Origin of the sequence: Burkholderia sp. Bp9142 (genome assembly GCF_003853415.1) — a bacterium.
Classification (GTDB): Bacteria; Pseudomonadota; Gammaproteobacteria; order Burkholderiales; family Burkholderiaceae; genus Burkholderia.
The window spans coordinates 13,952-37,328 of sequence record NZ_QTPP01000014.1 but is presented as its reverse complement, the minus strand read 5'-3'; the positions used below and the strand labels follow the sequence as shown (position 1 = coordinate 37,328).

Genomic DNA, 23,377 nt, shown 5'->3' with positions numbered 1-23,377 from the left:
CTGGACGCCCCGCCTGACGACGGCAAGCGCAACGTGCACGCCCCTCATGACGGGCCTGGCGACACGTGCCGCGAATTATAAATGGAACCGGTTCCATTTCCAAAAGGTTCAATGCAATTCATTACATCGAAAACCGCAATAATGAGGAAACCGGTTTCCCAAATGCGCGAGATACGTGGGCGCGGTCATGTTGTTGAGCGCCACGGCACCTGAACGCACGCGCGGGGTTCGCCCGATCGGCGCCTGTCGTTTCTTGGGGGAATGACGTCGCCCGCGCCGGTCGTCGCTTTCCGCCGCGGCGCCGCGACGCACGTTACAGATCCGCTCGCTGCAAAATGGCCGTCCCGACCGGCCCGGCCCTCACCACGGCCACAGCATCGACGCGATCGACAACGCGAGCGCCGCGCACAGCGGCGAGTAATACAGGCTGTCCATCCGCGCGAAACGCGACCCGCGGATCCGCTTGAAGAAGCCGACGTAGCGGAAATCGCCGACCGCGCGCACCGCGAAGATCAATGCGAGCGTAACGACCGCGAACGCGATCGCGCCGGGATACAGGTTCGGCCACAGCCAGCCCGCGCGCGACGCCACCGCCCATGCGCCGGCCAGCAACGCCACCGCGATGGCGAACGTGCCGAGCGCGGTCGGCCGCAGCAGCGGCACGCCGTCCTGTTCCGGAATGGCCGCTCGCTTGCCGAGCCGTCCGCCGAACGCCCAGTAGACGTGCACGAGTGCGATCGCGCAAAGCGTCGGCACGCTGAAATACGCGCCCGTCATGTCGGTAAGGTTCCTTGTCTCATCGTGTCGTTGTGTCGTGATCCGGCCGGAAGGATTCCGGCGTGCGGCCCCGTTCCGCACCACGCAAGACGATACCCAAACCACGCGCCGCGTGCATTGCGACGTCCGGTCGCAATGCGCCGCGCCGCGTGTTGCGGTGCAGCGCGCGCACCGTTGCGCCGGGCCGCCGCTTGACTTCCCTCCGGGCACCGCTACCCTCTTATTCCAATACGGCACTCGAACCGTGCATGCGGAACCGTCGCACACGTGCCGTTCGCCGGCACGCACGGTCGGACGATCGGACGACCGCGGCGCGCTCGGGCACGACAACAATGACGAATACCCATGGAGGCGACTCATGCTGATCGGTGTGCCGAAAGAGATCAAGAACCATGAATACCGCGTCGGCCTGACGCCGGCCGGCGCACGCGAACTCACGCGGCACGGCCACGCCGTGCTCGTGCAGCGCGGCGCGGGCACCGCGATCGGCCTGCTCGACAACGACTACACGGCCGCCGGCGCGGCGCTGTGCGACGACGTGCGCGACCTCTTCGCGCGTGCCGACATGATCATCAAGGTCAAGGAACCGCAAGCTGCCGAGTGCGCGATGCTGCGGCGCGGGCAGATCCTTTATACGTACCTGCATCTCGCGCCCGATCCCGAGCAGGCGACCGCGCTCGTGAAGTCCGGCGCGGTCTGCATCGCGTACGAAACCGTGACGGGCGCAGGCGGCGGGCTGCCGCTGCTCGCGCCGATGAGCGAGGTCGCCGGACGCATGTCGATCCAGGTCGCGGCAACGCATCTCGAAAGCCCGCGCGGCGGCCGCGGCGTGCTGATGGCCGGCGTGCCCGGCGTGCCGGCCGCGCACGTCGTGGTGCTCGGCGCGGGCGTGGTGGGCACCGGTGCGCTGCAGATGGCGGTCGGCCTCGGTGCGCGCGTCACCGTGCTCGACACGAATGTGGGCCGGCTGCGCCAGCTCGACCTGGTCTTCGCGAACCGGATCACGACCGTCTGCTCGAATGCGCACACGATCGACGAAGCCGTGCGCGACGCCGACGTCGTGATCGGCGCGGTGCTGGTGCCGGGCGCGTCGGCGCCGCGGCTCGTCACGCGCGACATGATCGCGACGATGCGCACGGGCGCCGTCGTCGTCGACGTCGCGATCGACCAGGGCGGCTGCTTCGAGACATCGCATGCAACGACGCATGCGCAGCCGACCTTCGTCGTCGACGGCGTCGTGCACTACTGCGTCGCCAACATGCCGGGCGCGGTCGCGCGCACGTCGACGTTTGCGCTGAACAACGCGACGCTCGGCCATGCGCTCGCACTCGCCGACAAAGGCTGGAAACGCGCGATGACCGACGACCCGCATCTGCGCGCGGGCCTGAACGTATGCGACGGCCACATCACGTACGAGGCCGTCGCGCTCGCGCTCGGCCTGCCGTACGTCCCGGCGGAAGACGTGCTGGCCTGACCGTCGCGCACGCGCGCCGTCACTCACCCTACGGGCGGCCGCGCTTCGACGCGGCGCTCGCACCCATCGTGCGCGCCAGCAGCGGCCGCAGTTGCGCGAGCGTGCGCGTGTTGAGCACGTCGTGCCGGGTGAGCCAGCCGCGCCGCGCCTGGCCGATACCGTATCCGAGGTTGTCGAGATCGTCCGCGCACCGCGCGTCCGAGCCGATCGCGACCGCGACGCCGGCTTTCGCCGCCTCGCGACACCACACGTCCGGCAGATCGAGCCGCCGCGGGTCGCCGTCGAGTTCGACGAAGCAGTGGCGCGCGGCGGCCGCGGCGAGCACGCGCGGCACGTCGAGTTCGCATGCGTCGCGTTCGCCGAGCAGCCGGCCGGTCGGATGCGCGAGGATCGTGAAATACGGATGATCGATCGCGCGCAGGATCCGCTCGGTCTGCGCGTCGCACGGCAGGTCGAAGCCGTCGCGCACCGCGCCGACGACGAGGTCGAGCCGACCGAGCACGTCGTCGGGCACATCGAGGCTGCCGTCCCCGCGAATGCCGGCCTCGACGCCCTTCAGCAGCACGAAGTCATCGAACGACGCGTTGAGGCGGTCGATCTCGTCGATCTGCCGCACGAGCCAGCCGCAGTCGGCGCGGCCGCCGCCGGCATCCTGCGCGCGGTCCGTGACGGCCAGATAGGCGAGCCCGCGCGCACGGGCCGCGTCCGCCATCGCACGCAGGCCGTCGCGCCCGGCCAACGCGTCGGCATGCGCGTGCAGGTCGCCATGAACGTGCTTGCGTTCGACCAGCGCCGGCAGCGTGCCGGCGCGCGACGCATCGATCTCGCCACGGTCCTCGCGCAGTTCGGGCGGCACCCAGTGAAGGCCAATCGCCTCGTAGACGGAGGCCTCCGTCGCGCCCGCGATGCGCTCGTCGCCACGGAACACGCCGTATTCGTTGATCTTCAGCCCGCCGGCCTGCGCGATCCGGCGCAGCGCGATGTTGTGCGCCTTCGATCCCGTGAAATAGACGAGCGCCGCGCCGAACGCGTCGGCGTCGACGACGCGCAGGTCGACCTGCAGCCCGTTGCCGAGCACGACGCTCGAACGCGTCTTGCCGTTCGCGAGCACGCGCGCGACTTCGCTGCAGCCGACGAATGCGTCGGCCACCGCGGCCGGATCGCGCGCGGTCACGAGGATGTCGAGATCGCCGACCGTCTCGCGGCAGCGGCGAAAACTACCGGCCGGCACCGCTTCGCCCACGCCGGCCACCTTGCGCAGCCGCTCGAGCAGCGGCGTCAGCGATTGCGCGGCATCGGGCAGCAGGAAGCGCTGCGGCTCGCGTTGCAGGCGGTCGTCGATCGCGTCGAGCAGATGCGCTTCGGTCTTCGCGCCGAAGCCCGGCAGCGCGCGCACGTGCCCACTCTTCGCTTCGGCGCGCAGCTGTTCGAGCGAGTCGACGTGCAATGCGTCATGCAGCGCCTTCACGCGTTTCGCGCCGAGCCCCGGTACGTCGAGCAGTTCGACGATCGCGCCCGGCAATGCATGGCGCAGCGTTTGCTGCAGTTCGCAGGTGCCGGTCGCGGCGATCTCGCGCAGCTTCGCCGCGAGATCGGCGCCGATCGATGGAATCTGGCCCGGATCGCCGCCGTTCGCGATCATCGCCGGAATGTCGCGCCCGTAGTCGGCAATCGTACGCGCCGCGTTGCGATAGGCGCGTATCCGGAACGGATTCGCGCCCTGGATCTCGAGCATGTCGGCGATTTCCGCGAACACGGCCGCGCACTGGGCATTGTGGATCGGCATGATCGGCGTGGCTCCCTTCCACGTGGATGGCGCCATGCGCTGGCGCGCAGGCGTCTGCCCGCCCGGCGCCGCATGTCGACGGCGGCGGGCGCACGTTGGTCATCCTGCGCCGATTGTCCGTGTCGCGCTGCGCGGGCCCCGCGGGTTGCGCGCCCCCGGCCCCGACGTCAGAGCGATGCGCGCGGCGGCGTCGCGTAGCGACGCTCGTACACCGACTGGCAATGCGTGCAGCGCTCGGCGGCCGGCCGCGCGAGCAGGCGCTCGTAGCCGACCGGCGCATCGCAATCGATGCACTCGCCGTAGCTGCCGTCGCGCATGCGCTGCTGCGCGCGCCCGATCGCGCGCAACTCGGCCAGCTTCAGCCCGATCAATGCATGATCCATGTCGACGAACAGATCGGCATTCGCCTCGTCGCCCTCGTCAGGCGCCGCGCCGGCGAGTTCGGCATAGGACTCCGAAGCGCGCTGGTCCTCGGTCGTCCGGATATCCGCCCGCAACGCCTGCTCGCTCTCGGTCAGCCGCCGCTGCAGCGTCTGCCGTTGCTCTTGGTCGAGCGCCATCGCCGTCTCTCCTTTTTCCGGGTTCCGCGCAATGAGGCATGCGGCGCGCGGTTGTCGCGCCGGTGCACGGCGGGCCGGCATGCCTGGCTCGCCGCGCCCGGATACGCGCCCGGCCGCACGAAGCGCCGGACGCATTCGACGCAGCATAACCTCAATGCACACGCATGTGTTGGCCGGCTTCAGCACCCGCCGTGCGCGCGAAAACCGGGGACCGACGCGAAAACCTGCGCGGCCGCATTCGTCAGACGCAGCGGCCTTGAGGTCGATCAATCCCCTGAAAAAAGTTGCGTCATAGATTGAAAGCATGCGCGGCGAACCCGCGGCTTTCCGGGAGAACGTCATGTTGTTCGGCGTCGTCATCTGGGTGGCCCTTGCGGCCCTGTTCCCGACGATGGTCGTGCCGACGATCCAGCACGCCATCCAGCCGTCGAGCGCGCAAGCCGCACCCGACACCCACCCTGCTGTCTCGCCCGCTGCGTTGCCGGCGGCCGGGCAGCCGCCGGCGGACAGCTGAGTTCGGCTTGTGGTTCGCGGTCGAAGTGCACGTCGCATCGAGGGCGAGAAATCTTACACGGAATACTTCGCAATCCTCTCCATTAAAACGCATTGCGTCCGACGAAGCCGCGCACGACCGTCATCATGATGATCTGCATGTCGAACCAGAAGCTCCAGTTCTGCATGTAGAACAGGTCGAACTTCACGCGTGCGGCCATCGCCTCGACCTTGCGCGTCTCGCCGCGATAGCCGTTCACCTGCGCCCATCCGGTGATCCCCGGCCGCACGCGATAGCGATACATGTAGCAGTCGATCAGTTGCCGGTAGAAGTCGTCGTGTTCGATCGCGTGCGGACGCGGGCCGACCACCGACATCTGGCCGAACAGCACGTTGAAGAATTGCGGCAGCTCGTCGAGCGACGTGCGCCGCAGGAACGCGCCGACCGGCGTGATGCGCGCATCGTTGCGCGAGGCCTGCCGCACGACACCGGGCTGTGCGCGATGCACGCGCATCGTCCGGAACTTGAGGATATGGAATTCGCGCCCGTCGGCCCCCTTGCGGCGCTGCCTGAACAATACGGGCCCCGGCGACGACACCTTCACCGCGATCGCCAGCACCGCGAGCAGCGGCAGCAACGGGATCAGTACGGCGACCGCGAACAGCCGGTCGAACGCGAACTTCGCCCACCATTCCGGCGCGGAGCGCGGCGTGGTCGCGAGGTTGATGGCCGGCATGCCGAGCACATCGGTCGCGGAACGCTCGACGACTGCCATCTGCCGCACGTCCGGCAACAGCCGCAGCTCGACGAACTCGTCGCGCAGTTCGCGCACGATGCGCTGGATGCGCGACTCGTGCGACATCGGCAGCGTGAGCCACACTTCGTCGATCTCGCCGGCGCGGATCATGCGCCGCAGCGCGCCCCATTCGTCGATCACCGGCACGCCGCCGATCCCGTCCGCCGCGGCCGGCGCATCGTCGTCGAACACGCAGGCCGCCGCGAACGGTCCGGCCGGCTCGAGCTGCATTCGCTCGATCGCCACGCGTCCATAAGCGGTCGCGCCGACGACCGCGACCCGCCGCTGCCGCGCGTGCGGATCGCCGCGCTTCATCGCCAGCGTGCATAGCGCCAGCCTGCCGAGCAGCAGCGCCGTGTCACCGGACAGCACCGTCCGCGCGATCCAGCGCGTCGTGACGGTGCCGCCGCGGTTCATGACCCACATCGTGCCGACCAGCGTCAGCGTGCCCGCGCACACGACGGCAAGCACCGTGCGCGTCAGCACGGCGCCGCTGCCATGCGGTGACGCCGCGACGCGCGGCACGCGCACGGTGCGCGGCAACAGCGCGACGGTCAGCACGCACAGCAATGCAATCGCGCCGCGCTGCGCATCCGACAGATCACGCCACGCAAGCCCCATCGCAGCTTGTGCGGCGAGGGTCCCCGCCAGCACGAGCGCAACATCGGCCGTGGCGATCGCGGCACGCCGCATCGCATTCATTCCACCCGCCCTCGCATGCATCGTCACGCACCGTGCACGGGGAATCCGCCGTGCATGTCCTGCATGCGCGGCCGCACCGGCAGCGATCGCGCGCCGGCTCGCGAGCCGAGCAGCCGGCGATAGTCCGCGCGAATCAGCTCGTAGCACTCGCATGCCTGACGCTCCAGGCCATCGCGGTCGAGCACGGTGATGCGGCCACGACGCTGCCGGATCAACCCGGCCTCCTGCAGATTGCCGGCCGCCTCCGTCACGCCTTCGCGACGCACGCCGAGCATGTTCGCGATCGTCTGCTGCGTGACGGCCAGTTCATCGCCGTCGATCCGGTCGTGCGCGAGCAGCAGCCAGCGGCTCAATTGCTCGCTGACCGAATGATGCCGGTTGCACAGCGCGCTGCGCGAAATCTGCGCCATCGTCGCCTGACAGTAGTTCAGCAGCAGGCGATACGTCGCCGGCGAACGTTCGAATTCCGAGCGCATCACGCAGGTCGGCACGCGATAGGCCATCCCGCCGATGCGGACTTCGACGCGGTTCGACACCGCGGTGCCGCCGACGAGCGTCGCCAGGCCGACCACGCCTTCGCGGCCGACCACCGCGATCTCGACCATCGCCCCGTCCTCCATCAGGTGCTGCACCGACATCATGGCGGTCGTCGGGAAATGCAGGTGACGCATCGGTTCCCCGACCCGGTCGAGCATGCCGGCCTTGATCCTGACCAGCTCGAGGTGCGGTGCAATGGCACGGATGCTGTCCTCCGGGAGGGCATCAAGAATGGCATTCGCCGAGAAGCTCGAGTGAAGATGAAGCATGTCTGTATCCCTTTTATCGTCCGCGCCGCATGCAGCCGCGCCAGCGGAACTCGTTATCGCGATGCGCGCCCGGACGGCGGCACGGGTTGCGGCCCACAACCCTCGATCCAATCGACCTGCGGCTTCGCGCCGCCGGATCGAATCGGCAGTCCCGTCTCGACACGCCCGTCCGAATAAGCGATTTACGTGCCAATACCCGCTCCATCCTTAATATATAAATGACTCGCGATTTAGAACGCCCGAATAGCCGGCAACAAGTCGCAAAAAGCGTCTCATTTCCGGACACCCACCGCCGTCGCGGACACAACACGCGATTCGACTGATCAATGACCACGGTGCACGCAGTGGCGCCGGCAGCGGCGCGCGGGAGCTTATCGTTCAAATACTTACGGCGTGTTTTCAATTGTTTCCGCGATGTCTCATCGCGACGCCCGGGCAGAGCGCCGCGCCCCTACTGGCCGTTTGAAACTGTCTCAATCTTGAATCGACCCATCAATTAACGGATTTGTAATACATCACACAAATTTCCGATAAGACCATGATTTCATTGAGGAAAAATTAAACACAATCATCGATTGTCAAATAATGTTCAATGCATCCATGATTTTTCATTGTACGATTCGCGCCGCTCACCGGATTAATTCACGATCGACACCAATTCACGCCCCATCCATCAATCCATCTCAAGGCGATTAGCTCACGAAAACAGAAACTTCAAATCCATATAACGATTGAATTTACGCTGAATCGTCAAACTTTGTGAAATTACGTAATACGCAATTTATCGAATTCAGTTGCGTGCTAGCCTTTTCCCGCCATCGGAATTCGAATTCCGACGAACACAAGTCCGCACGCGCGTGCCAAATCCCCGTGGATGCCGCCGCGCGATGTGCGATCGCCCCCCTACGAGGATGCGCCGTGACTCACCAGGCCAATGACGCCGTCGCCCACGCGAACGGCATGATCGAGCTTTCCCACAGCTTCGACGCCAACCGGTTTCTCGCGGCCCTCGACCGCGACGAACGCGCCACGCTGATTGCCAACCTTCAACTCGTTCACCTGAAATCGGGCCAGGTGTTGTGCGAGCCCGGTGAAATGCTCGCCGCGGTCTATCTGCCCGTCACGACGGCGATTTCGCTGCAATACGTGTCGTCCGGCGGCATGACGCTCGAAGTTGCCGAAATCGGCAGCGAGAGCGTCGTGTGCGACGACGTGATCGGCGGCAGCGGCCGGATGCCGTGCCGCGCCGTCGCATGCCGCGACGGCTTCGTCTACCGGCTCGACCGGCGAATCTTCGCCGCCGCGTTCGACGCGTCGCCGGTGATCCGCCATCTCGTGTTCGTCTGCGTGCGGCTGCTGATGGCCCAGGTATCGCAGATCACGTTCTGCAGCCGCCATCATGTACTCAAACATCAGTTATGCAGATGGTTCCTGCTCGCGTACGACCGGACGCGCAGCATCGAGATCCAGGTCACCCACAGCATGCTCGCGCAGATGCTCGGCGTGCGGCGCGAGACGGTCACGGACGCAGCCGGGGAGATCCAGAAGCTCGGCCTGATCCGCCAGTACCGGAGTTCGATCGTGCTCGCCGATCTGGCCGGCCTCGAGAAACTGTCGTGCGGCTGCCGCGCGATCGTGCGCGACGAGATAAGGCGCATCCTGTCGGCCGACTCGGGCGTGGCGGCCGCGGCGCGCGCGTGATGCGAACGGCATGTCGGCTGACGCGTGCGATCCGAGTCAGCCGATTGTAGGGTGGCGAACAGAACGCCGTGCGTGCGAATGGTCTACTGATGCCGGACTGCCGGGGGGATGCCAGCGCGCTGCGCGCGTCCGCCCGTGCGGACGACACCACACGCACGCCGGAGCAGCACGTGAAAAACGACATCAGAACCATCCTCAAGCACGTCGCCCACCTCGAAGCCGCGATCGATTCGATCGGTGACGGGGACGACCTCTACGAAGCGGGCCTCTCCTCGCTCGACACGATCCAGTTGATGCTCGCGATCGAGAAGCAGTTCAACATCGAGATTCCCGACGAGATGCTCAACCGCAATCTGTTCCGCAGCATCGACGCACTCGCGGACACGATCGCGACCCTGCAACGCTCCGAGCATTCGGCATGAGCGCGCTGCTTCCGGAACTCGCGGCCGACGACGAAGCACGCCGGCTCGACGAGGCCGCGCATGCGGTCGCGCAAATCGCCGCCCAGCACGCGGACGCCGTCGATCGTGACGCGCGCTGCCCCGTCGAGGCGATCGAGGCCATGCGCGCACGCCGCCTGTTGAGCGCGATGGTCCCCACCCAGCTCGGCGGTGCGGGCGCGTCGTTGGCCGACATCGCATCGGCATGCTCGATCCTCGGCCAGGCCTGCGCATCGTCGGCGATGGTGTTCGCGATGCACCAGATCCAGGTCGCCTGCATCGCCAACCACGCGGCCGACCAGGGCTGGCACAAGCTGTTCCTCCAGCAGCTCGTGCGCCATCAGTGGCTGCTCGCGTCGGCGACGTCGGAGGACGGCGTCGGCGGCAACCTGCGCGCGAGCCAGTGCGCGCTCGAGACCAGCGGCGGCGAATTCCGGCTGCACAAATCCGCGCCGACGATCTCGTACGGCGATTACGCGGACGGCATCCTCGCGACCGCGCGGCGCGATGCCGACGCGCCGGCGTCCGAACAGGTGCTCGTCACGCTGCTGCGCGACGGCTATACGCTCACGCGCCGCGGCGAATGGGACACGCTCGGCATGCGCGGCACGTGCAGCAACGGATTCGTGCTCGACGCACAGGGCGCGACCGTCCAGTGCCTGCCCGTGCCCTTCGCGCAGATCGCCGAGCAGACGATGGTGCCGGTTTCGCACATCCTGTGGGCGGCGGTATGGATCGGGGTGGCCGGCGACGCGTTCCATCGCGCGCACCAGTTCTTCCGCGCGCAGGCGCGCCAGACCGACGGCGCTCCGTCGCCCGCGTCGCGGCGCATCGCCGAATCGCTTGCGCTGATGCAGGCGATGCAGGCGCGCGTCGACAACGTGCTGCGCCTCTATTCAAGCGCGTCTACCCGCTCGTGGTCGGGCGGCATGGCCTGGGCCGCCGAGATCAACACGCTGAAGACCTATGTGTCGTCGACGGCTCTCGAGGTCGTGCAACAGGCAATGATGATCTGCGGGATGGCCGGCTACAAGCACGGCACGCCGTTCAGCATCGGCCGCCACCTTCGCGACCTGCACGCGGCGCCGCTGATGATCAGCAACGACCGCATTGCCGCCAATACCTCGAGCCTGCTGCTCGCACTGCGTCCCGCGACGCTGGAGAAACATTCGTGAACGACCGCCTCTCCGTGCCCTCCGCCGCTTCCGCTGCCACTCCGTCCGACGCGCCGCTCGATCGCGCAGGCGTCAATCCGCTGCGCGACGAGTTGATCGATGCGGGCCTGCTCGTGTCGACCGGCATCCAGGGCCTGTTCGGCCGCAGCGAGCGGTTCGAGCGCGTCGTCGAAGCGCTCGACGCCTTCGTCACGCGTCTCGGCGCCGACCAGCAGGCCGAAGTGCTGCGCTTTCCGCCGGCGATGAGCCGCACCGAATTCGAGCGCAGCGAATACATGAAGAGCTTCCCGCAACTCGCGGGCAGCGTGCATGCGTTCCGCGGCGACGAACGACGGCACCAGCGCCTGTTGCAGTGCCTCGATCGCGGCGAGGACTGGACCGAAGACCAGAAGCCGACCTACGTCGTCATGACGCCGGCCGCCTGCTACCCGGTCTATCCGGTCGTCGCGCGCGCGGGTGCGCTGCCCGACGACGGCCGCATCGTCGACGTGTTCTCGTACTGCTTCCGCCACGAGCCGTCGCTCGACCCGACCCGCATGCAGCTGTTCCGGATGCGCGAGTACATCCGGATCGGCACGCCCGAGCAGATCGTCGCGTTCCGCGCGACGTGGATGGAGCGCGGCACGCGGATGATCGAGGCGCTGCGCCTGCCGAACGCGATCGATCTCGCCAACGATCCGTTCTTCGGGCGCGGCGGCAAGATCGTCGCGAACAGCCAGCGCGAGCAGAACCTGAAGTTCGAGCTGCTGATCCCGATCGAGCACGACGACCGCCAGACCGCATGCCTGAGCTTCAACTATCACATGGATCACTTCGGGCTGCTGTGGGACATCCGCACCGCAACGGGCGACGTCGCGCACACGGGTTGCGTCGGCTTCGGTCTCGAGCGGCTGACGCTCGCGCTGTTCCGTCATCACGGCTTCGACCTCGACGCATGGCCGGTTGAAGTCCGCGACGTGCTGTGGGGGACGCGATGAAATTCGTGTCCCGCGACGGCGAGGACGCGTCGTTCGAGGACGTGCGCCACCGCGCACGCCACTACCGGCCGCACCCGCTGCACAGTCACGAGATGGTCTGGAAACAGACCAACTGCTACGTCGACATGTGGCTCGAGGTGCTCCGGTGGTGGGGTCTCAATCCGTACGCGGCGCTGCCGTTTACGATCGCGCTCGATTTCGAGGGCGACCAGTTCACGTTCTTCAAGTTTCCGCACGACGAGCTGGAGCGGCTCTACGGCATCGTCGTGCAGGAGCACTCGATCTACGAACCGCTCGACCAGCACATCGAGACGCAAGTCGCGCGCGGTCACCTGATGATCGTCGAGGTCGACGCGTGGTTCCTGCCCGACACGCGCGGCAGCAGCTACCGCACGCAGCATACGAAGACGACGATCGGCATCGACTCGATCGATCGCACGCGCCGTCAGATCGGCTACTTCCACAACAGCGGATATTACGTGGCCGAGGATTTCGACTACAACGGCCTCGTCGGCGACTGCTCGCCGATGTCGCTGCCGCCGTACGTCGAATGCGCGAAGCGGCGTTTCGCGCCGCTCGACGAGCGCACGCTGCGCGACGTGTCGCTCGCATCGCTGCAGCACCACTTGCGCCGCCTGCCGGTCGTCAATCCGGTCTCGGCGTTCCGGCGCCAGTTGCAGAGCGATGCGAAGTCGCTCGCCGATGCGCCGCTCGAACGCTTCCATGCCTATTCGTTCAATTCGGTGCGGCAACTCGGCGCGAACTTCGAACTGTTCGGCCATTACGCGCGCTGGCTGCAGGCAAGCGGCTGCGTCGGGCCGTTCGCGGAGATTCGCGCCGCCTGCGACCGCATTGCATCCGAGGCGATGGTGCTGGAATTCCGGCTCGCGCGGGCCTGCGCGCGCGGCAAGGAAGAACGCGGCGACGCGACGCTCGACGCGATCGAAGCGGCTTACACCGACCTGATCGACTGCGCGCGGCAGATCGCCCTGCCGTTGCAGCATGCGGTGCCCGTTCGCATCGACGCGGCCGCCGTGCCGGTGATGCGGTGACACGCGCGAGCACGGCGCTTGCGTGGTCGATGCTCGCGACGGCCGCGGGCGCCGTGCGCGGGCCGCTCGAACTCCCCGCCGATGGCTGGATCGCCGCCCCCGTCCCCGGCACGGTCGCCCAAGCGCTGGCGCTGGCCGGCCAGCCGGACGATACGGCATCGCTCGACGAGCGCGACCACTGGTATCGCGTCGAACTGCGCGGGCACGGGCCGCGCATACTGCGCTTTCACGGGCTCGCGACGCTCGCCGAAGCATGGCTCGACGACACGCCGATCCTGCGCTCGGACAGCATGTTCGTCGCGCACGACGTGCCCGTGCCGCTCGACGGCACACACCGGCTCACCCTCTGCTTCCAAGCCCTCGCGCCGCACCTGCGCGATGCACGCGCACCGCGCCGTGCACGCTGGCGCACGCGACTGGCCGAACCGGCGACGCTGCGCACCGTTCGCACGTCGCTGCTCGGGCACATGCCCGGCTGGTTTCCGCGCTGCGTGCCGACCGGACCATGGCGGCCCGTCGACGTGCTCGATCCGGCCGACGGCCCGATTCTCGTCCATTGCGACCTGCATGCGCGCATCGACGGCGACACCGGCTGGCTCGATGCGGACCTCGCGTTCGCCGCGCCGCTGCCCGACGCGTTCGCGGCCCGGCTGTCGTGCGGCGAACATCACGCGACGCTCGAGCGCAGCGGCGCCGATCGGTTGCATGCAACCGTCGCGGTGCCCGACGTGCGCCGCTGGTGGCCGCACACGCACGGCGAACCGGTGCTCTACGACGTCGCGCTGCATATCGGCGCCGAACGAATGCCGCTCGGCGCGACGGGCTTCCGCACGATCGAGCAGGACGCGGGCGACGACGGCAACGGGTTCGGGCTGCGCGTGAACGGCGTGCGCGTGTTCGCGCGCGGCGCATGCTGGAGCAGCGCCGCGCCGCTCGCGCTGCACGCGGACGACGCGACCTACGGCCGTTTACTTGGGCTCGCGCGCGACGCCGGCTTCAACATGATTCGCGTCGGCGGCACGATGACCTACGAGGCCGACGCATTCCACGCGTGGTGCGACCGGCTCGGGCTGCTGGTCTGGCAGGACTTCATGTTCGCGAACTTCGACTACGCGCTCGACGATCGCGCGTTCGCGCAGGCCGTCGATCGCGAAGCCGAACAGTTTCTCACGCGCCACCGCGCGTCGCCGTCGCTCGCGGTGCTGTGCGGCGGCAGCGAGATCGCGCAGCAGGCCGCGATGTCGGGGCTCGGGCCGAAGCAGCGCTTCCTCGAACTGAGCGCCGAGCGCCTCGCCGGCCATGCGGCGGCACGGCGGCCCGACGCGCTTTACGTCTCCGACTCGCCCGACGGCGGCGCGCTGCCGTTCATGCCGCGCGAGCGCGTGTCGCACTACTACGGTGTCGGCGCATACCTGCGCCCGCTCGACGACGCGCGTCGCGCCGACGTGCGCTTCGCGAGCGAATGCCTCGCGTTCGCGAACGTGCCATGCGATGCGATGCTCGCGAGCCTCGGCTGGCCGGGCGTTCATGAGCCGCGCTGGAAGGAGGCCGTGCCGCGCGACCCCGGCACATCTTGGGATTTCGACGATATTCGCGATCACTATCTGCAGACGCTGTACGACGTGGTGCCCGATCGCTTGCGGCGCGAGGATCCGTCGCGCTACTTCGAGCTGTCGCGCGCGGCGATCGCGGACCTGATGCGGGACACGTTCTCCGAATGGCGGCGCACCGGCTCGCGCTGCGCGGGAGCGCTCGTCTGGCAGTTCCAGGACGTGATGGCGGGCGCCGGATGGGGCCTGCTCGATGCGACGCATCGGCCGAAATCGGCGTGGTATGCGCTGCGCCAGGTGCTTCAGCCGGTGCAGGTCCTGCTCGTCGACGAAGGGCTGAACGGCCTCGACGTGCACGTGATCAACGAGCGGCCGGCGCCGCTGCCGGCGGCCGTCGAGCTGGTCGCGCTGCGCGACGGCCGCACGCCGGTCGCACGCGCCGGCGGGCCCGTCCGGATTGCCGCGCACGACACGGTGCGGCTCGGCTCGGCCGAATTGCTCGGCCGCTTCTTCGACTGGACCTATGCGTATCGCTTCGGCCCCCGCGAGCACGACACCGTCGTCGCGACGCTGCGCGCCGACGACGGCACGCTGCTGTCGCAGGCCTTCTACTTCCCGTCCCGCACGCATCCGGCCGTGTTCGCACGCCGCGAGCCCGGCATCGAGGCATGCGTGTCGCGCACCGATGACACGTGGCACGTCGACATCGACACGCGCCACGTCGCACGTCACGTGCAGATCGACGCGCCGGGCTTCGTGCCGTGCGACGACTGGTTCGATCTCGCGCCCGGCACGCCGGCACGCGTCGCGCTCGTGCCGCTCGACGATACCGGCGGCCATCGGACCGCCGGCGTGCCGCCGAGCGTCGAGATCCGCGCGGTCAATGCCGCGCGAACCGTGCGCGCGGCGCCGGCCGGCTGACACGAGCGGGGCCGAACCTGCGGTCGCGCGGCCGCGCCGCGCACGTCAGTCCGACGATCCCGTGCCGCGCGGCCGCTCGATTCCGTACGCTTCCATCCAGCGATAGAGCGTCGCCCGCGACACGCCGAGCTCGCGCGCGGAAGCGGCGACGCGTCCGCGGGTGCGCAGCAGCGCGGTTTCGATCGCTTCGCGCTCGATCGACTTGCGGATGTCGGCGACGGACGGCGACGCGGCGTCGAGACAGTATTCGAGCTCGAGATCCTGCGCGGTGATCAGGCGCCCTTCCGTCATCACGACCGCGCGCCGCACACGGTTGATCAGTTCGCGGACATTGCCCGGCCAGTCGTGCTTGTAGAGCGCCGTGATCGCATCCGTCGAGAAGCCGCGCACGCGATGGCGCGCGTCGCCGCGAAAGCGTTCGAGCATGTGATGCGCGAGCAATTCGATGTCCTTGCCGCGCGCACGCAGCGGCGGCTGGTCGATGCGCATCACGCAAAGGCGATGGAACAGATCCGCGCGAAACCGCCCTTCTTCCATCGCTTCGCGCAGGTCGACGTGCGTCGCGGAGACGATCCGCACGTCGACCGGCACCGGATCGCTGCCGCCGAGCCGGTGAATCGCGCGCTCCTGCAGGAAGCGCAGCAGGCTCGCCTGGCTCTCGTGCGGCAGGTCGCCGATTTCATCGAGCAGCAGCGTGCCGCCGTTCGCGGCTTCGACATAGCCGATCTTGCGCGCGTTCGCGCCGGTAAACGCGCCGCGCTCGTAGCCGAAGAGTTCCGATTGCAGCAGGTGTGACGGGATCGCTCCGCAGTTGACCGCGACGAACGGGCCGTTGCGCCGTTCCGAATGACGATGGATCGCGACGGCCGTCAGTTCCTTGCCGGTTCCCGTCTCGCCGAACACGAACACCGGTGCGTCCGTGCGCGCGAAACGCCGCACCGTATCGAACAGCCGCAGCATCGCGCTGCAGGTGCCGACGATGCCGTTCTCCTGCGATTCGAGGCGTTCGCGATCGCGCGCGAACAGGCATTCCATCCCGTACGCATGGCCGACCGTATCGGCGACGCGCTGATGCGACGCGGGCAACGTGATGTAGTCGAAGCAATAGTCGCGCAATAGCGCACGCACGTTCGGGGAGGCGGTCTGACCGGTCTCGACGAGCGCGACCCACACGACGTCGCGCATCGACGCGCAGGTGGACGCGATGCTGCCGATCGCGTCGGCATGGCCGCCGCTCAGGTCGAGGATGCCACAGGTGACTTCGCCGGAGGTGTCGCGCAGATCGCTTGCCTGCGCGACGATCGTCACTTTCCAGTCGCGTCGCGCGAGTTCCTTGCGAAGCATGACGGACGGCGACTGGGTCCAGTAAATCAGGGGACGCTGCCCGGTATTCTTCCCCCCGCCGGCGCTCTTATCGCGCGTTATTGGCATATTCATAACGAACCATCACTTTCTCCACTCCGCGAACCGTTCGCGTGCGCTGCGGGCGGCGGCGCATGGCCGCCGGTCCGCGCTGCGTTTCCGCAGCTTTGGCGAAGATCGAAACTGCACACGGCGAGAGCCCCCGGAGGTCGAGCCGGATGTCATCCGGCCTCGTTGTCATCGAACTCGAAGGGAACGCGCGGCTGCGGGAGCCACGACGTTCCGGCTTTGATGCGACGCGCCGTCAGGCGGGGCACGTCGGCAAACGGGAATTCCGTCCGCATGTGCGTCGCGTCGTACACGACAGCCGCGCTCGATGCTGAACCGGATGGCTGCCAACCCGCGTTCGGAATGGCTGCCTCATTTCGTCCGCTCCTGAATTTACACCCCGTATCGAGATGGCCTTGTTACCAAACGATAAACATCGATTCAGCCGGTTACGCTGCCGCCCGCCGGCGCGGCACGCGTTTAGCGACTCAGATTTGATTATCTACGACCATTCCCGTCAATCAGTGGCAAATACTACTTTTCTGCAAGATCGGTGCCGCCCATTGCTCGCGATTCGCGCCGAAATCGCATGAAAAATCCGCACAGCGTATTTCCTGCGTCGGTAATCGCGAGCCTCGTGCGACACCAGCATGACACATCGAACGCAGGCGAGCCGCGCGCGTTCGTTACAACGTCGTAACGAAGCGTCCGGCCGTACTGCCCCGCGCCCAGGCGTCGCCGCGCCTGGCCGGGCCGGCCGATCACGGATTCCGCGCAGTGGCGACGCATCGCCGATCGCCGCGAAAGCGGCCGTGTTGTCCGCCTCCCGCCGCAATGCAGCATGACCATCGCGCACGGTACGTACGCGCTGTCGCTGCCGACGCGCCAATGCAAGTATGCGCGTGCCGGAACGACGGTGTCCGAATGAAGTGCGTGCGCCAGGCACCGCGAAGCACGACCTGCCCGTCGTGAACGATCGCAATATTCAAGTACAGCCCCCCGGTTCTTCAAGCGCGTTCGATGCCGACGGCCGGTGCTGCGGGTTTCGCAGCAGGCCGTCGCGACGGTTCAATTATGGAAAAGCCTCCCGACGGTCAGTGTGTGCTACCGCACATTGCCCCGCTCGCGGCATGCGGCCGCGTCGCACAGCCCGCGCCGGGCCCGCGCGAAGCGGGTGTGTGAGTACGCTTTCGAACAGACCGGCGCGCGCCGCATCCGCATCATGGACATCGCCGCGCCGCACCGCACGAACGCGTTCGTGCGGCTCGGCTTGCTGAAGGCTTCACACGAGGACCGCATCATGGAATGGCATTGTTGTGAATTCGAACATCTGAGCGCCGTCGATCTCTATGCAATCCTGCGTTCGCGCAACGCGGTGCTGGTGGTCGAGGATGCGCACACGCATCTCGACATCGACGGCAAGGATGCGCACGCGCTGCACGTGTTCGCGCGCATGCGCACGGGCGACACGACCGAAGTCGTCGCCTATGCGCGCGTGCTGCCCGGCGACGACGCGGATCCGGACGTCGTGATCGACAAGGTGCTCACGCGCGAGGCATGTCGCGACGACTCCACCCTCGAGCAGCTGATGCAGCGCGCGATCACGGCCGCTCAGGCCGCATGGCCCGACGTGGCGGTGCGCACGCACGTTCCTGCCCAGCGCCAGGCATTCTACAAACGCTTCGGATTCCGCAAGGCCTACGGACCCTATCTCGAACAGGGTGCACCGTTCGTCGGTCTCGTGCGGCCGGTGGACCGCAGCGCCGGCGCGCTGCGTCAGCTGCTGTCGCGGACCGTCTCGGCATCGCGGTCGCGAAACGAGGACGCGCGCGTCGACGGCCGTGCTCATAACCGGCTGTCCGCCGATACCGGAGCCAATCGATGACCACCACCCTTCGCCCGGTTCCCGAACCCGATCTGCCCTGCATCCTGCCCGTCATTCTCGCCGGCGGCTCGGGCACGCGGCTCTGGCCGCTGTCGCGCGAGCAGTATCCGAAGCAACTGATCGAGCTGACCTCGAACGAGTCGCCGCTGTCGGCGACCGCGCGCCGCCTGAACGGCATCGCGAACGCGTCGCTCGGCGACACGTTGCTGCTGGTATGCGGTGAACAGCATCGCATCATGAGCGCCGTGCAGGTGCTCGGGCGCGCGGCGCCCGCGCGCATCCTGCTCGAACCGGCCGCGCGCAATACGGCGCCTGCGCTGACGCTCGCGGCGCTCGACGCCAGTGTGCTCGCCGACGATCCCGTCCTCGCGGTCATGCCGGCCGATCACGTGATCGGCGACGTCGGCGCATTCCAGGAAGCGATCGGGCGCGCGGCACGCTACGCGCAGGAAGGCGCGATCGTCACGCTCGGCGTGCTGCCGCGCCGCGCGGAAACCGGCTACGGCTATATCCAGGTGGGCGAACCGCGCGCCGGTCGCCTTGGCGGACAAGGCGGCTACACGATCGGGCGCTTCGTCGAGAAGCCGAACGCCGCGCTCGCCGAGCGCTACCTGCATTCGGGCGACTACTGGTGGAACAGCGGGATTTTCGTCACGCGTGCCTCGACCTGGCTGCAGGCGATCCGCGCGCTCGCGCCCGACATCCATGCGGCCTGCGACGCGGCCTGGCGCGCGGGCATCGCCGAGGATCCGTTCTTTCGAATCGACGCGGCGGCCTTCGACGCCTGCCCGTCTGACTCGATCGACTGCGCGGTGATGGAACGCCTCGCGGAGAACCCCGAACTCGGCATCGAAGGCATCGTGGTGCCGCTTTCGGCAGGCTGGTCGGACGTCGGCACCTGGGATGCGATCTGGGAAATCATGCCGAAGGACGATCAGGGTAACGTCGCGCGCGGCCCGATCATGTTCGAGGGCACGCAGAACAGTCTCGTGCGCTCGGAAGGCCGGCTGATTGCGTGCGTCGGAATGAAGGACGTCGTGGTGATCGAGACGCCCGACGCGGTGCTGGTCGCGAACAAGCACGACGTGCAGCGTGTGAAGAACATCGTCGCGCGCCTGAAGACCGAGCGGCGCCCGCAGGCGAGCGAGCACCGCAAGGTGCAGCGGCCGTGGGGGCACTACGATTCGATCGATCTCGGCGAGCGGTTCCAGGTGAAGCGGATCGTCGTCGAACCCGGCAAACGGCTGTCGCTGCAGATGCACTATCACCGCGCCGAACACTGGATCGTCGTGCGCGGCACCGCAAAGGTCACGCGCGGCGACGAGACCTTCCTGCTCAGCGAAAACGAATCGACCTACATCGCCGTCGGCGAGGTCCACCGTCTCGAGAATCCCGGCCGGATTCCGCTCGAGATCATCGAGGTGCAGTCGGGCGAGTATCTCGGCGAGGACGATATCGTGCGGTTCGACGATCAGTATGGACGGCCGGTCGCCGAGACCGCGCAGTCGCGACCGAGGCCGGCGGCAGCACAGCTGACGCCGCTTGCACCGCGCTCATCGGGCGAGCCGGGCGAACCGCAGGAGGAAGCGGCCGAACGCGACGTCGTTCGATAGGTGTGTACGGATCGTGCCGGCGCGCTCGCCGCATTTCGCGCTCGACGCGCGGGCTATCCGGCACCGGGTCAATCGATGCCTCCCTGCGACCAGCGCGCCTGCCTGACGGCGTCCCGCACGCGCGGCAGCAACGACGAATCCGCGCCGGCCGCATCGGCCCCGGTCGCCGTCGACCGATACGCCGCCGCACACGTCGCCCCTTTCGCCTGGGCCGCCGATGGCCGTGACGGCCCGCCGCTCGCGCATTCCTTGCCGGGGCCGACCCGCACCGGCATGCCCCCGATGCCCGACAACGCGTTATCCGTGAGCCGCACGCCGGATACGTTCCCCCACAAGCGAATGCCGTCGAATCGCGCATGCGACACGCGGTTGCCGATTACGGTCACGCGTGCCACCGAACCCGACCATGTGCTGATCTCGATCGCTGCCTGCTTCGTGAGCGGACGCGAATCGGTCCGCCCCGTCGCGGTCTGGATATCCGCGATCACGTTGTTCTCGATGCGGATGTCGGACGCTCCGTAGGTCCCGTTGCTGTCCTCCTGGGCGACGAGAATCCCGGAGCTGACCTGTACGTTGCGCACGATGTTGTTCGAGATGGTGACGTCCGCGCCGCCGACCACCGTGATGCCTCGTCCCCATGGATTGCCTTCCAGCGAATTGCCGGTAATCAGCACGTTGCGTGTCAGCACGCCCTCGGACCGGTAGCTCACGACGGCGATCATGTCGTCGCCCGTGCCGCGCACGACGTTGCCCTGAACGAGCACGTCGTGCGAGCCGTGCGTCATGTGAATGCCGTCCGCCAGCGTCGACAGCACCTCGTTGCCGACGATCGCGACGGCCGAGCCGCCGAACACGAACACGCCGGCGCCGGCGCCGCCGTCGATCACGTTGTCGAGCACCTGCACACCGCGCCCCGTCACTTCGACCTTCGTCGACGCCGGCGTCGTGAGACGCGTCGTGCCGGTGCCCGCGAGCCGGAAGCCGACGAGCGTCGTACCGATGCCGCGCATCTCGATCGTCTGGTCGTCCGGGTTGGTCGCGATCAGCGTCGCGCCGTAACCTGACAACACCACATCCGGCTGCCGCACGACCAGCGAACGGCCGACCACGTACCGCCCCGGCGCGAATACCAGTCGCTGGCCCGGCTGCAACGCGTCCAGCGCATGTTGCAGCATGTCGGCCTGATCGGACGCGTCCGCGGCGGGACGCACGTACGCGTCCGGCACATTCGCATGAAGCGCGCCAGGCGCACGCGCACCGGATGCTGCCGCGGCACCCTCCGGCCACGCCAGCCCGCCTGCCATGCAGATGCCGACGATCACCGCGCACGCGCGGAACAGGCATTGCGATCTACGCATATCGAATCGTTTCCCTGGAATGACGTCACGCGCGTCGGCCTGCGCCCGCGAATCGCCGCGTGCCGGCCGGGTTTCCCACCCGCGACACCGCGGAAGCGGACGACGCGATACGCTCGATTGGATCATTCGATCCGGTGGGTGTCGGTGCGTCAACAGACCAATGCATCCTGCCTGCGCTGCACGATCCCGCGTGCCGGTCGACGATTCGTCTCACTTCCATGCGGGATATCGCCGAACGGTAGGCTCGCGAACCGAGTGCCGAATGGCGACGCGTATCATGGCCACCATGCGACGCGGCCGCGCTCCGGCATCGCCTGAAGGCACCGGTCGCACCCGATCCCGCGTCGCGGCCCCGACGTGCGGTGCGCTCGGGCACCGCGCGCACCGGGCCTCCGGACCGTCCGCTCTTCGCTCATCCAGAACCCGTTCATGACCGACCTGACCATCGCCATCTGCAACTACAACCACGGCGCATACCTGCGCGACGCGATCGATTCGGCGCTCGCGCAGACCGCGCCCGGGGTACGCGTGCTGGTCGTCGACGACGGTTCCACCGACGCTTCGCGCGACATCATTCGCGCGTATGGCGAGCGCGTCACGGCGGTGTTCCAGGAAAATCGCGGCCAGGTCGCCGCGTACAACCGCGCGCTCGAGCATGTCGCGACGCGCTACGTGATCCTGCTCGACGCGGACGACCTGCTCTATGCAGACGCCGCGGCGCGCGTGCTGGCCGCGTTCGCGTCCGGCGACTTCGTGAAGGTCCACTTCCGGCTCGACGTGATCGCGCGGGACGGTGCGATGACCGGCGCGAGCGTGCCGCAATCGGCCGTCGACACCGATTGCGGCCGCCTGTTGCGCGCGGGCTGGCTGTACCCATCGCCGCCCGCGTCCGGCAACGCGTACCGGGTCGATGCATTGAAGCGCATCTTTCCAGTGCCCGTCACCCCCGACAACCTGCACGGCGCCGATTTCTACGCGATTTACGGGATCGCGTTGCTCGGCGCCGTGCGCATGATCGACGCAACGCTCGGCGGGTATCGCGTGCATCAGCAGTCGGATGCACATCCGGCCGGCGACCCGCCGGCCCTGGCCCTCACCAATTCGGAAGACGCCGCGACGGGCGCGCTGAAGGCCGAACGCCGTTGGTCGACGCTGCGCATGCTCGCCGGCACGCGGCTGCACGAAGCGTTGCCGATCGCGCCGCTCGACTTCGCGATCGAGAAGGCCCGCTTCGCCAGCACGCTGTATCACGCACCGCTCGTGCGGCGCTGGCGCTGGTTCCTGTGCGAATCCGGACGCTACTGGCATACCGTGCTGCGCAATCCGTTCTGGCGTCCTGCGAAGAAGGTGGCCGTCGCCGGGCTGTCGCTCGCCTGCCTGCTGCCGTCGTCGACGCTCAGCAATCGTGCGATCCGCTATATCTCCAATCCGCTCGCGCGCGTGCGCAAGTCGTCCGGGCAGCGTGTCGGCACGCGATAGCGTCGTCGGGCCGCGACTTCCGGCGCCGAATCGCTTCTTCGGTAAGCCATCGCACCCAGTGGATCCTGCATGCGCAGCACAATGATCCGGACCAGTGGATTCACGCGCACTGACCGGACTTCGCCGTTGCCTCGTCTCCAGTCGCCCTAGTCGAACGGCGACCCATGATGTTCCGACGAATCGAACCGGCATGCGACATGCCGCATCGATTCGTCGCGCCGCATCGTGCTCGTGCCCTTCGGCAACGTCGACCCGATATCGCACCGGCGTGAATCGAGCGGCCACCTCGTCCGGTTCGTACACGCGAACTCGACAGCGGGATCCAATGGTCAAGACCGGCATGCATTCGTCAATTAGGAATGCATAGTTCAATGAACATGACGACGCGACCGCACGATTCACCAGCGACCCATCGTCGCGAT

Annotated in this window: 18 protein-coding genes; 11 read left to right on the top strand and 7 right to left on the bottom strand. The window is 67.7% G+C overall.

The window, feature by feature from the left end; translation table 11 throughout:
* Positions 1-360 precede the first annotated feature (360 nt).
* The gene (locus DIE22_RS17525) at positions 361-777 is read right to left on the bottom strand and encodes a DUF3995 domain-containing protein (protein ID WP_124497994.1); all 417 of its coding nucleotides are present in this window, start codon (positions 775-777) and stop codon (positions 361-363) included.
* A gap of 358 nt (positions 778-1,135) precedes the next feature.
* Between DIE22_RS17525 and ald the strand changes: the two genes are divergently transcribed.
* Entirely contained in the window at positions 1,136-2,251 is a 1,116-nt protein-coding gene (ald, locus tag DIE22_RS17520; RefSeq protein ID WP_124497993.1) for an alanine dehydrogenase, read from the top strand.
* 28 nt (positions 2,252-2,279) lie between these two features.
* Here ald and polX read toward each other — a convergent pair whose 3' ends face one another.
* Positions 2,280-4,037 carry a DNA polymerase/3'-5' exonuclease PolX gene (gene polX / locus DIE22_RS17515; protein ID WP_124605669.1) on the bottom strand — a complete coding sequence of 586 codons (1,758 nt, stop codon included), beginning with the start codon at positions 4,035-4,037 and terminating at the stop codon, positions 2,280-2,282.
* A 167-nt stretch (positions 4,038-4,204) separates the two neighbouring features.
* Positions 4,205-4,597, bottom strand: a complete 393-nt coding sequence (locus tag DIE22_RS39215; protein ID WP_124497991.1) for a TraR/DksA family transcriptional regulator — start codon at positions 4,595-4,597, stop codon at positions 4,205-4,207.
* A 340-nt stretch (positions 4,598-4,937) separates the two neighbouring features.
* On the opposite strand from DIE22_RS39215, the gene DIE22_RS38260 reads away from it, so the two are divergent.
* A complete protein-coding gene (locus DIE22_RS38260; RefSeq protein ID WP_185640638.1) occupies positions 4,938-5,111 on the top strand; it encodes a hypothetical protein in 174 nt (57 codons plus the stop codon).
* 82 nt (positions 5,112-5,193) lie between these two features.
* Here the strand turns inward: DIE22_RS38260 and DIE22_RS17505 are convergent, their stop codons facing one another.
* On the bottom strand, positions 5,194-6,579 hold the full coding sequence (locus DIE22_RS17505) for an undecaprenyl-phosphate glucose phosphotransferase (RefSeq protein WP_124605719.1): 1,386 nt from the start codon (positions 6,577-6,579) through the stop codon (positions 5,194-5,196).
* Positions 6,580-6,611: 32 nt separating this feature from the next.
* A complete protein-coding gene (locus DIE22_RS17500) occupies positions 6,612-7,394 on the bottom strand; it encodes a Crp/Fnr family transcriptional regulator (RefSeq protein ID WP_124497990.1) in 783 nt (260 codons plus the stop codon).
* Between the two features lie 918 nt (positions 7,395-8,312).
* Between DIE22_RS17500 and DIE22_RS17495 the strand changes: the two genes are divergently transcribed.
* From DIE22_RS17495 to DIE22_RS17470, 6 genes are all read left to right on the top strand, one after another.
* Positions 8,313-9,095, top strand: a complete 783-nt coding sequence (locus DIE22_RS17495; RefSeq protein ID WP_185640637.1) for a Crp/Fnr family transcriptional regulator — start codon at positions 8,313-8,315, stop codon at positions 9,093-9,095.
* A gap of 170 nt (positions 9,096-9,265) precedes the next feature.
* The gene (locus DIE22_RS17490) at positions 9,266-9,517 is read left to right on the top strand and encodes an acyl carrier protein (RefSeq protein WP_057928325.1); all 252 of its coding nucleotides are present in this window, start codon (positions 9,266-9,268) and stop codon (positions 9,515-9,517) included.
* On the top strand, positions 9,514-10,710 hold the full coding sequence (locus DIE22_RS17485; protein ID WP_124605668.1) for an acyl-CoA dehydrogenase family protein: 1,197 nt from the start codon (positions 9,514-9,516) through the stop codon (positions 10,708-10,710). Before DIE22_RS17490 ends, DIE22_RS17485 begins: the two co-directional genes overlap by 4 nt.
* Positions 10,707-11,687, top strand: a complete 981-nt coding sequence (locus tag DIE22_RS17480; protein WP_124497987.1) for an amino acid--[acyl-carrier-protein] ligase — start codon at positions 10,707-10,709, stop codon at positions 11,685-11,687. The genes DIE22_RS17485 and DIE22_RS17480 overlap by 4 nt, the downstream gene beginning before the upstream one ends.
* The gene (locus tag DIE22_RS17475; protein ID WP_124605667.1) at positions 11,684-12,739 is read left to right on the top strand and encodes a DUF1839 family protein; all 1,056 of its coding nucleotides are present in this window, start codon (positions 11,684-11,686) and stop codon (positions 12,737-12,739) included. The genes DIE22_RS17480 and DIE22_RS17475 overlap by 4 nt, the downstream gene beginning before the upstream one ends.
* 29 nt (positions 12,740-12,768) lie before the next feature.
* Positions 12,769-15,210 (top strand): glycosyl hydrolase 2 galactose-binding domain-containing protein, encoded by a 2,442-nt coding sequence (locus DIE22_RS17470; RefSeq protein WP_185640642.1) that lies wholly within the window; start codon positions 12,769-12,771, stop codon positions 15,208-15,210.
* A gap of 45 nt (positions 15,211-15,255) precedes the next feature.
* On the opposite strand, the gene DIE22_RS17465 is transcribed toward DIE22_RS17470, so the two are convergent.
* The gene (locus tag DIE22_RS17465) at positions 15,256-16,647 is read right to left on the bottom strand and encodes a sigma-54 dependent transcriptional regulator (protein ID WP_185640636.1); all 1,392 of its coding nucleotides are present in this window, start codon (positions 16,645-16,647) and stop codon (positions 15,256-15,258) included.
* 1,273 nt (positions 16,648-17,920) lie between these two features.
* Here DIE22_RS17465 and DIE22_RS17460 point away from each other — a divergent pair.
* The gene (locus DIE22_RS17460; protein ID WP_124605717.1) at positions 17,921-18,505 is read left to right on the top strand and encodes a drug:proton antiporter; all 585 of its coding nucleotides are present in this window, start codon (positions 17,921-17,923) and stop codon (positions 18,503-18,505) included.
* Positions 18,502-20,118 carry a mannose-1-phosphate guanylyltransferase/mannose-6-phosphate isomerase gene (locus DIE22_RS17455; RefSeq protein ID WP_124605665.1) on the top strand — a complete coding sequence of 539 codons (1,617 nt, stop codon included), beginning with the start codon at positions 18,502-18,504 and terminating at the stop codon, positions 20,116-20,118. Before DIE22_RS17460 ends, DIE22_RS17455 begins: the two co-directional genes overlap by 4 nt.
* A gap of 68 nt (positions 20,119-20,186) precedes the next feature.
* Here DIE22_RS17455 and DIE22_RS17450 read toward each other — a convergent pair whose 3' ends face one another.
* Positions 20,187-21,476, bottom strand: coding sequence for a nitrous oxide reductase family maturation protein NosD (locus tag DIE22_RS17450; protein ID WP_124605664.1), 1,290 nt, complete (start codon positions 21,474-21,476; stop codon positions 20,187-20,189).
* 429 nt (positions 21,477-21,905) lie between these two features.
* Between DIE22_RS17450 and DIE22_RS17445 the strand changes: the two genes are divergently transcribed.
* The gene (locus DIE22_RS17445; protein ID WP_124497983.1) at positions 21,906-22,955 is read left to right on the top strand and encodes a glycosyltransferase family 2 protein; all 1,050 of its coding nucleotides are present in this window, start codon (positions 21,906-21,908) and stop codon (positions 22,953-22,955) included.
* Positions 22,956-23,377: the final 422 nt, after the last annotated feature.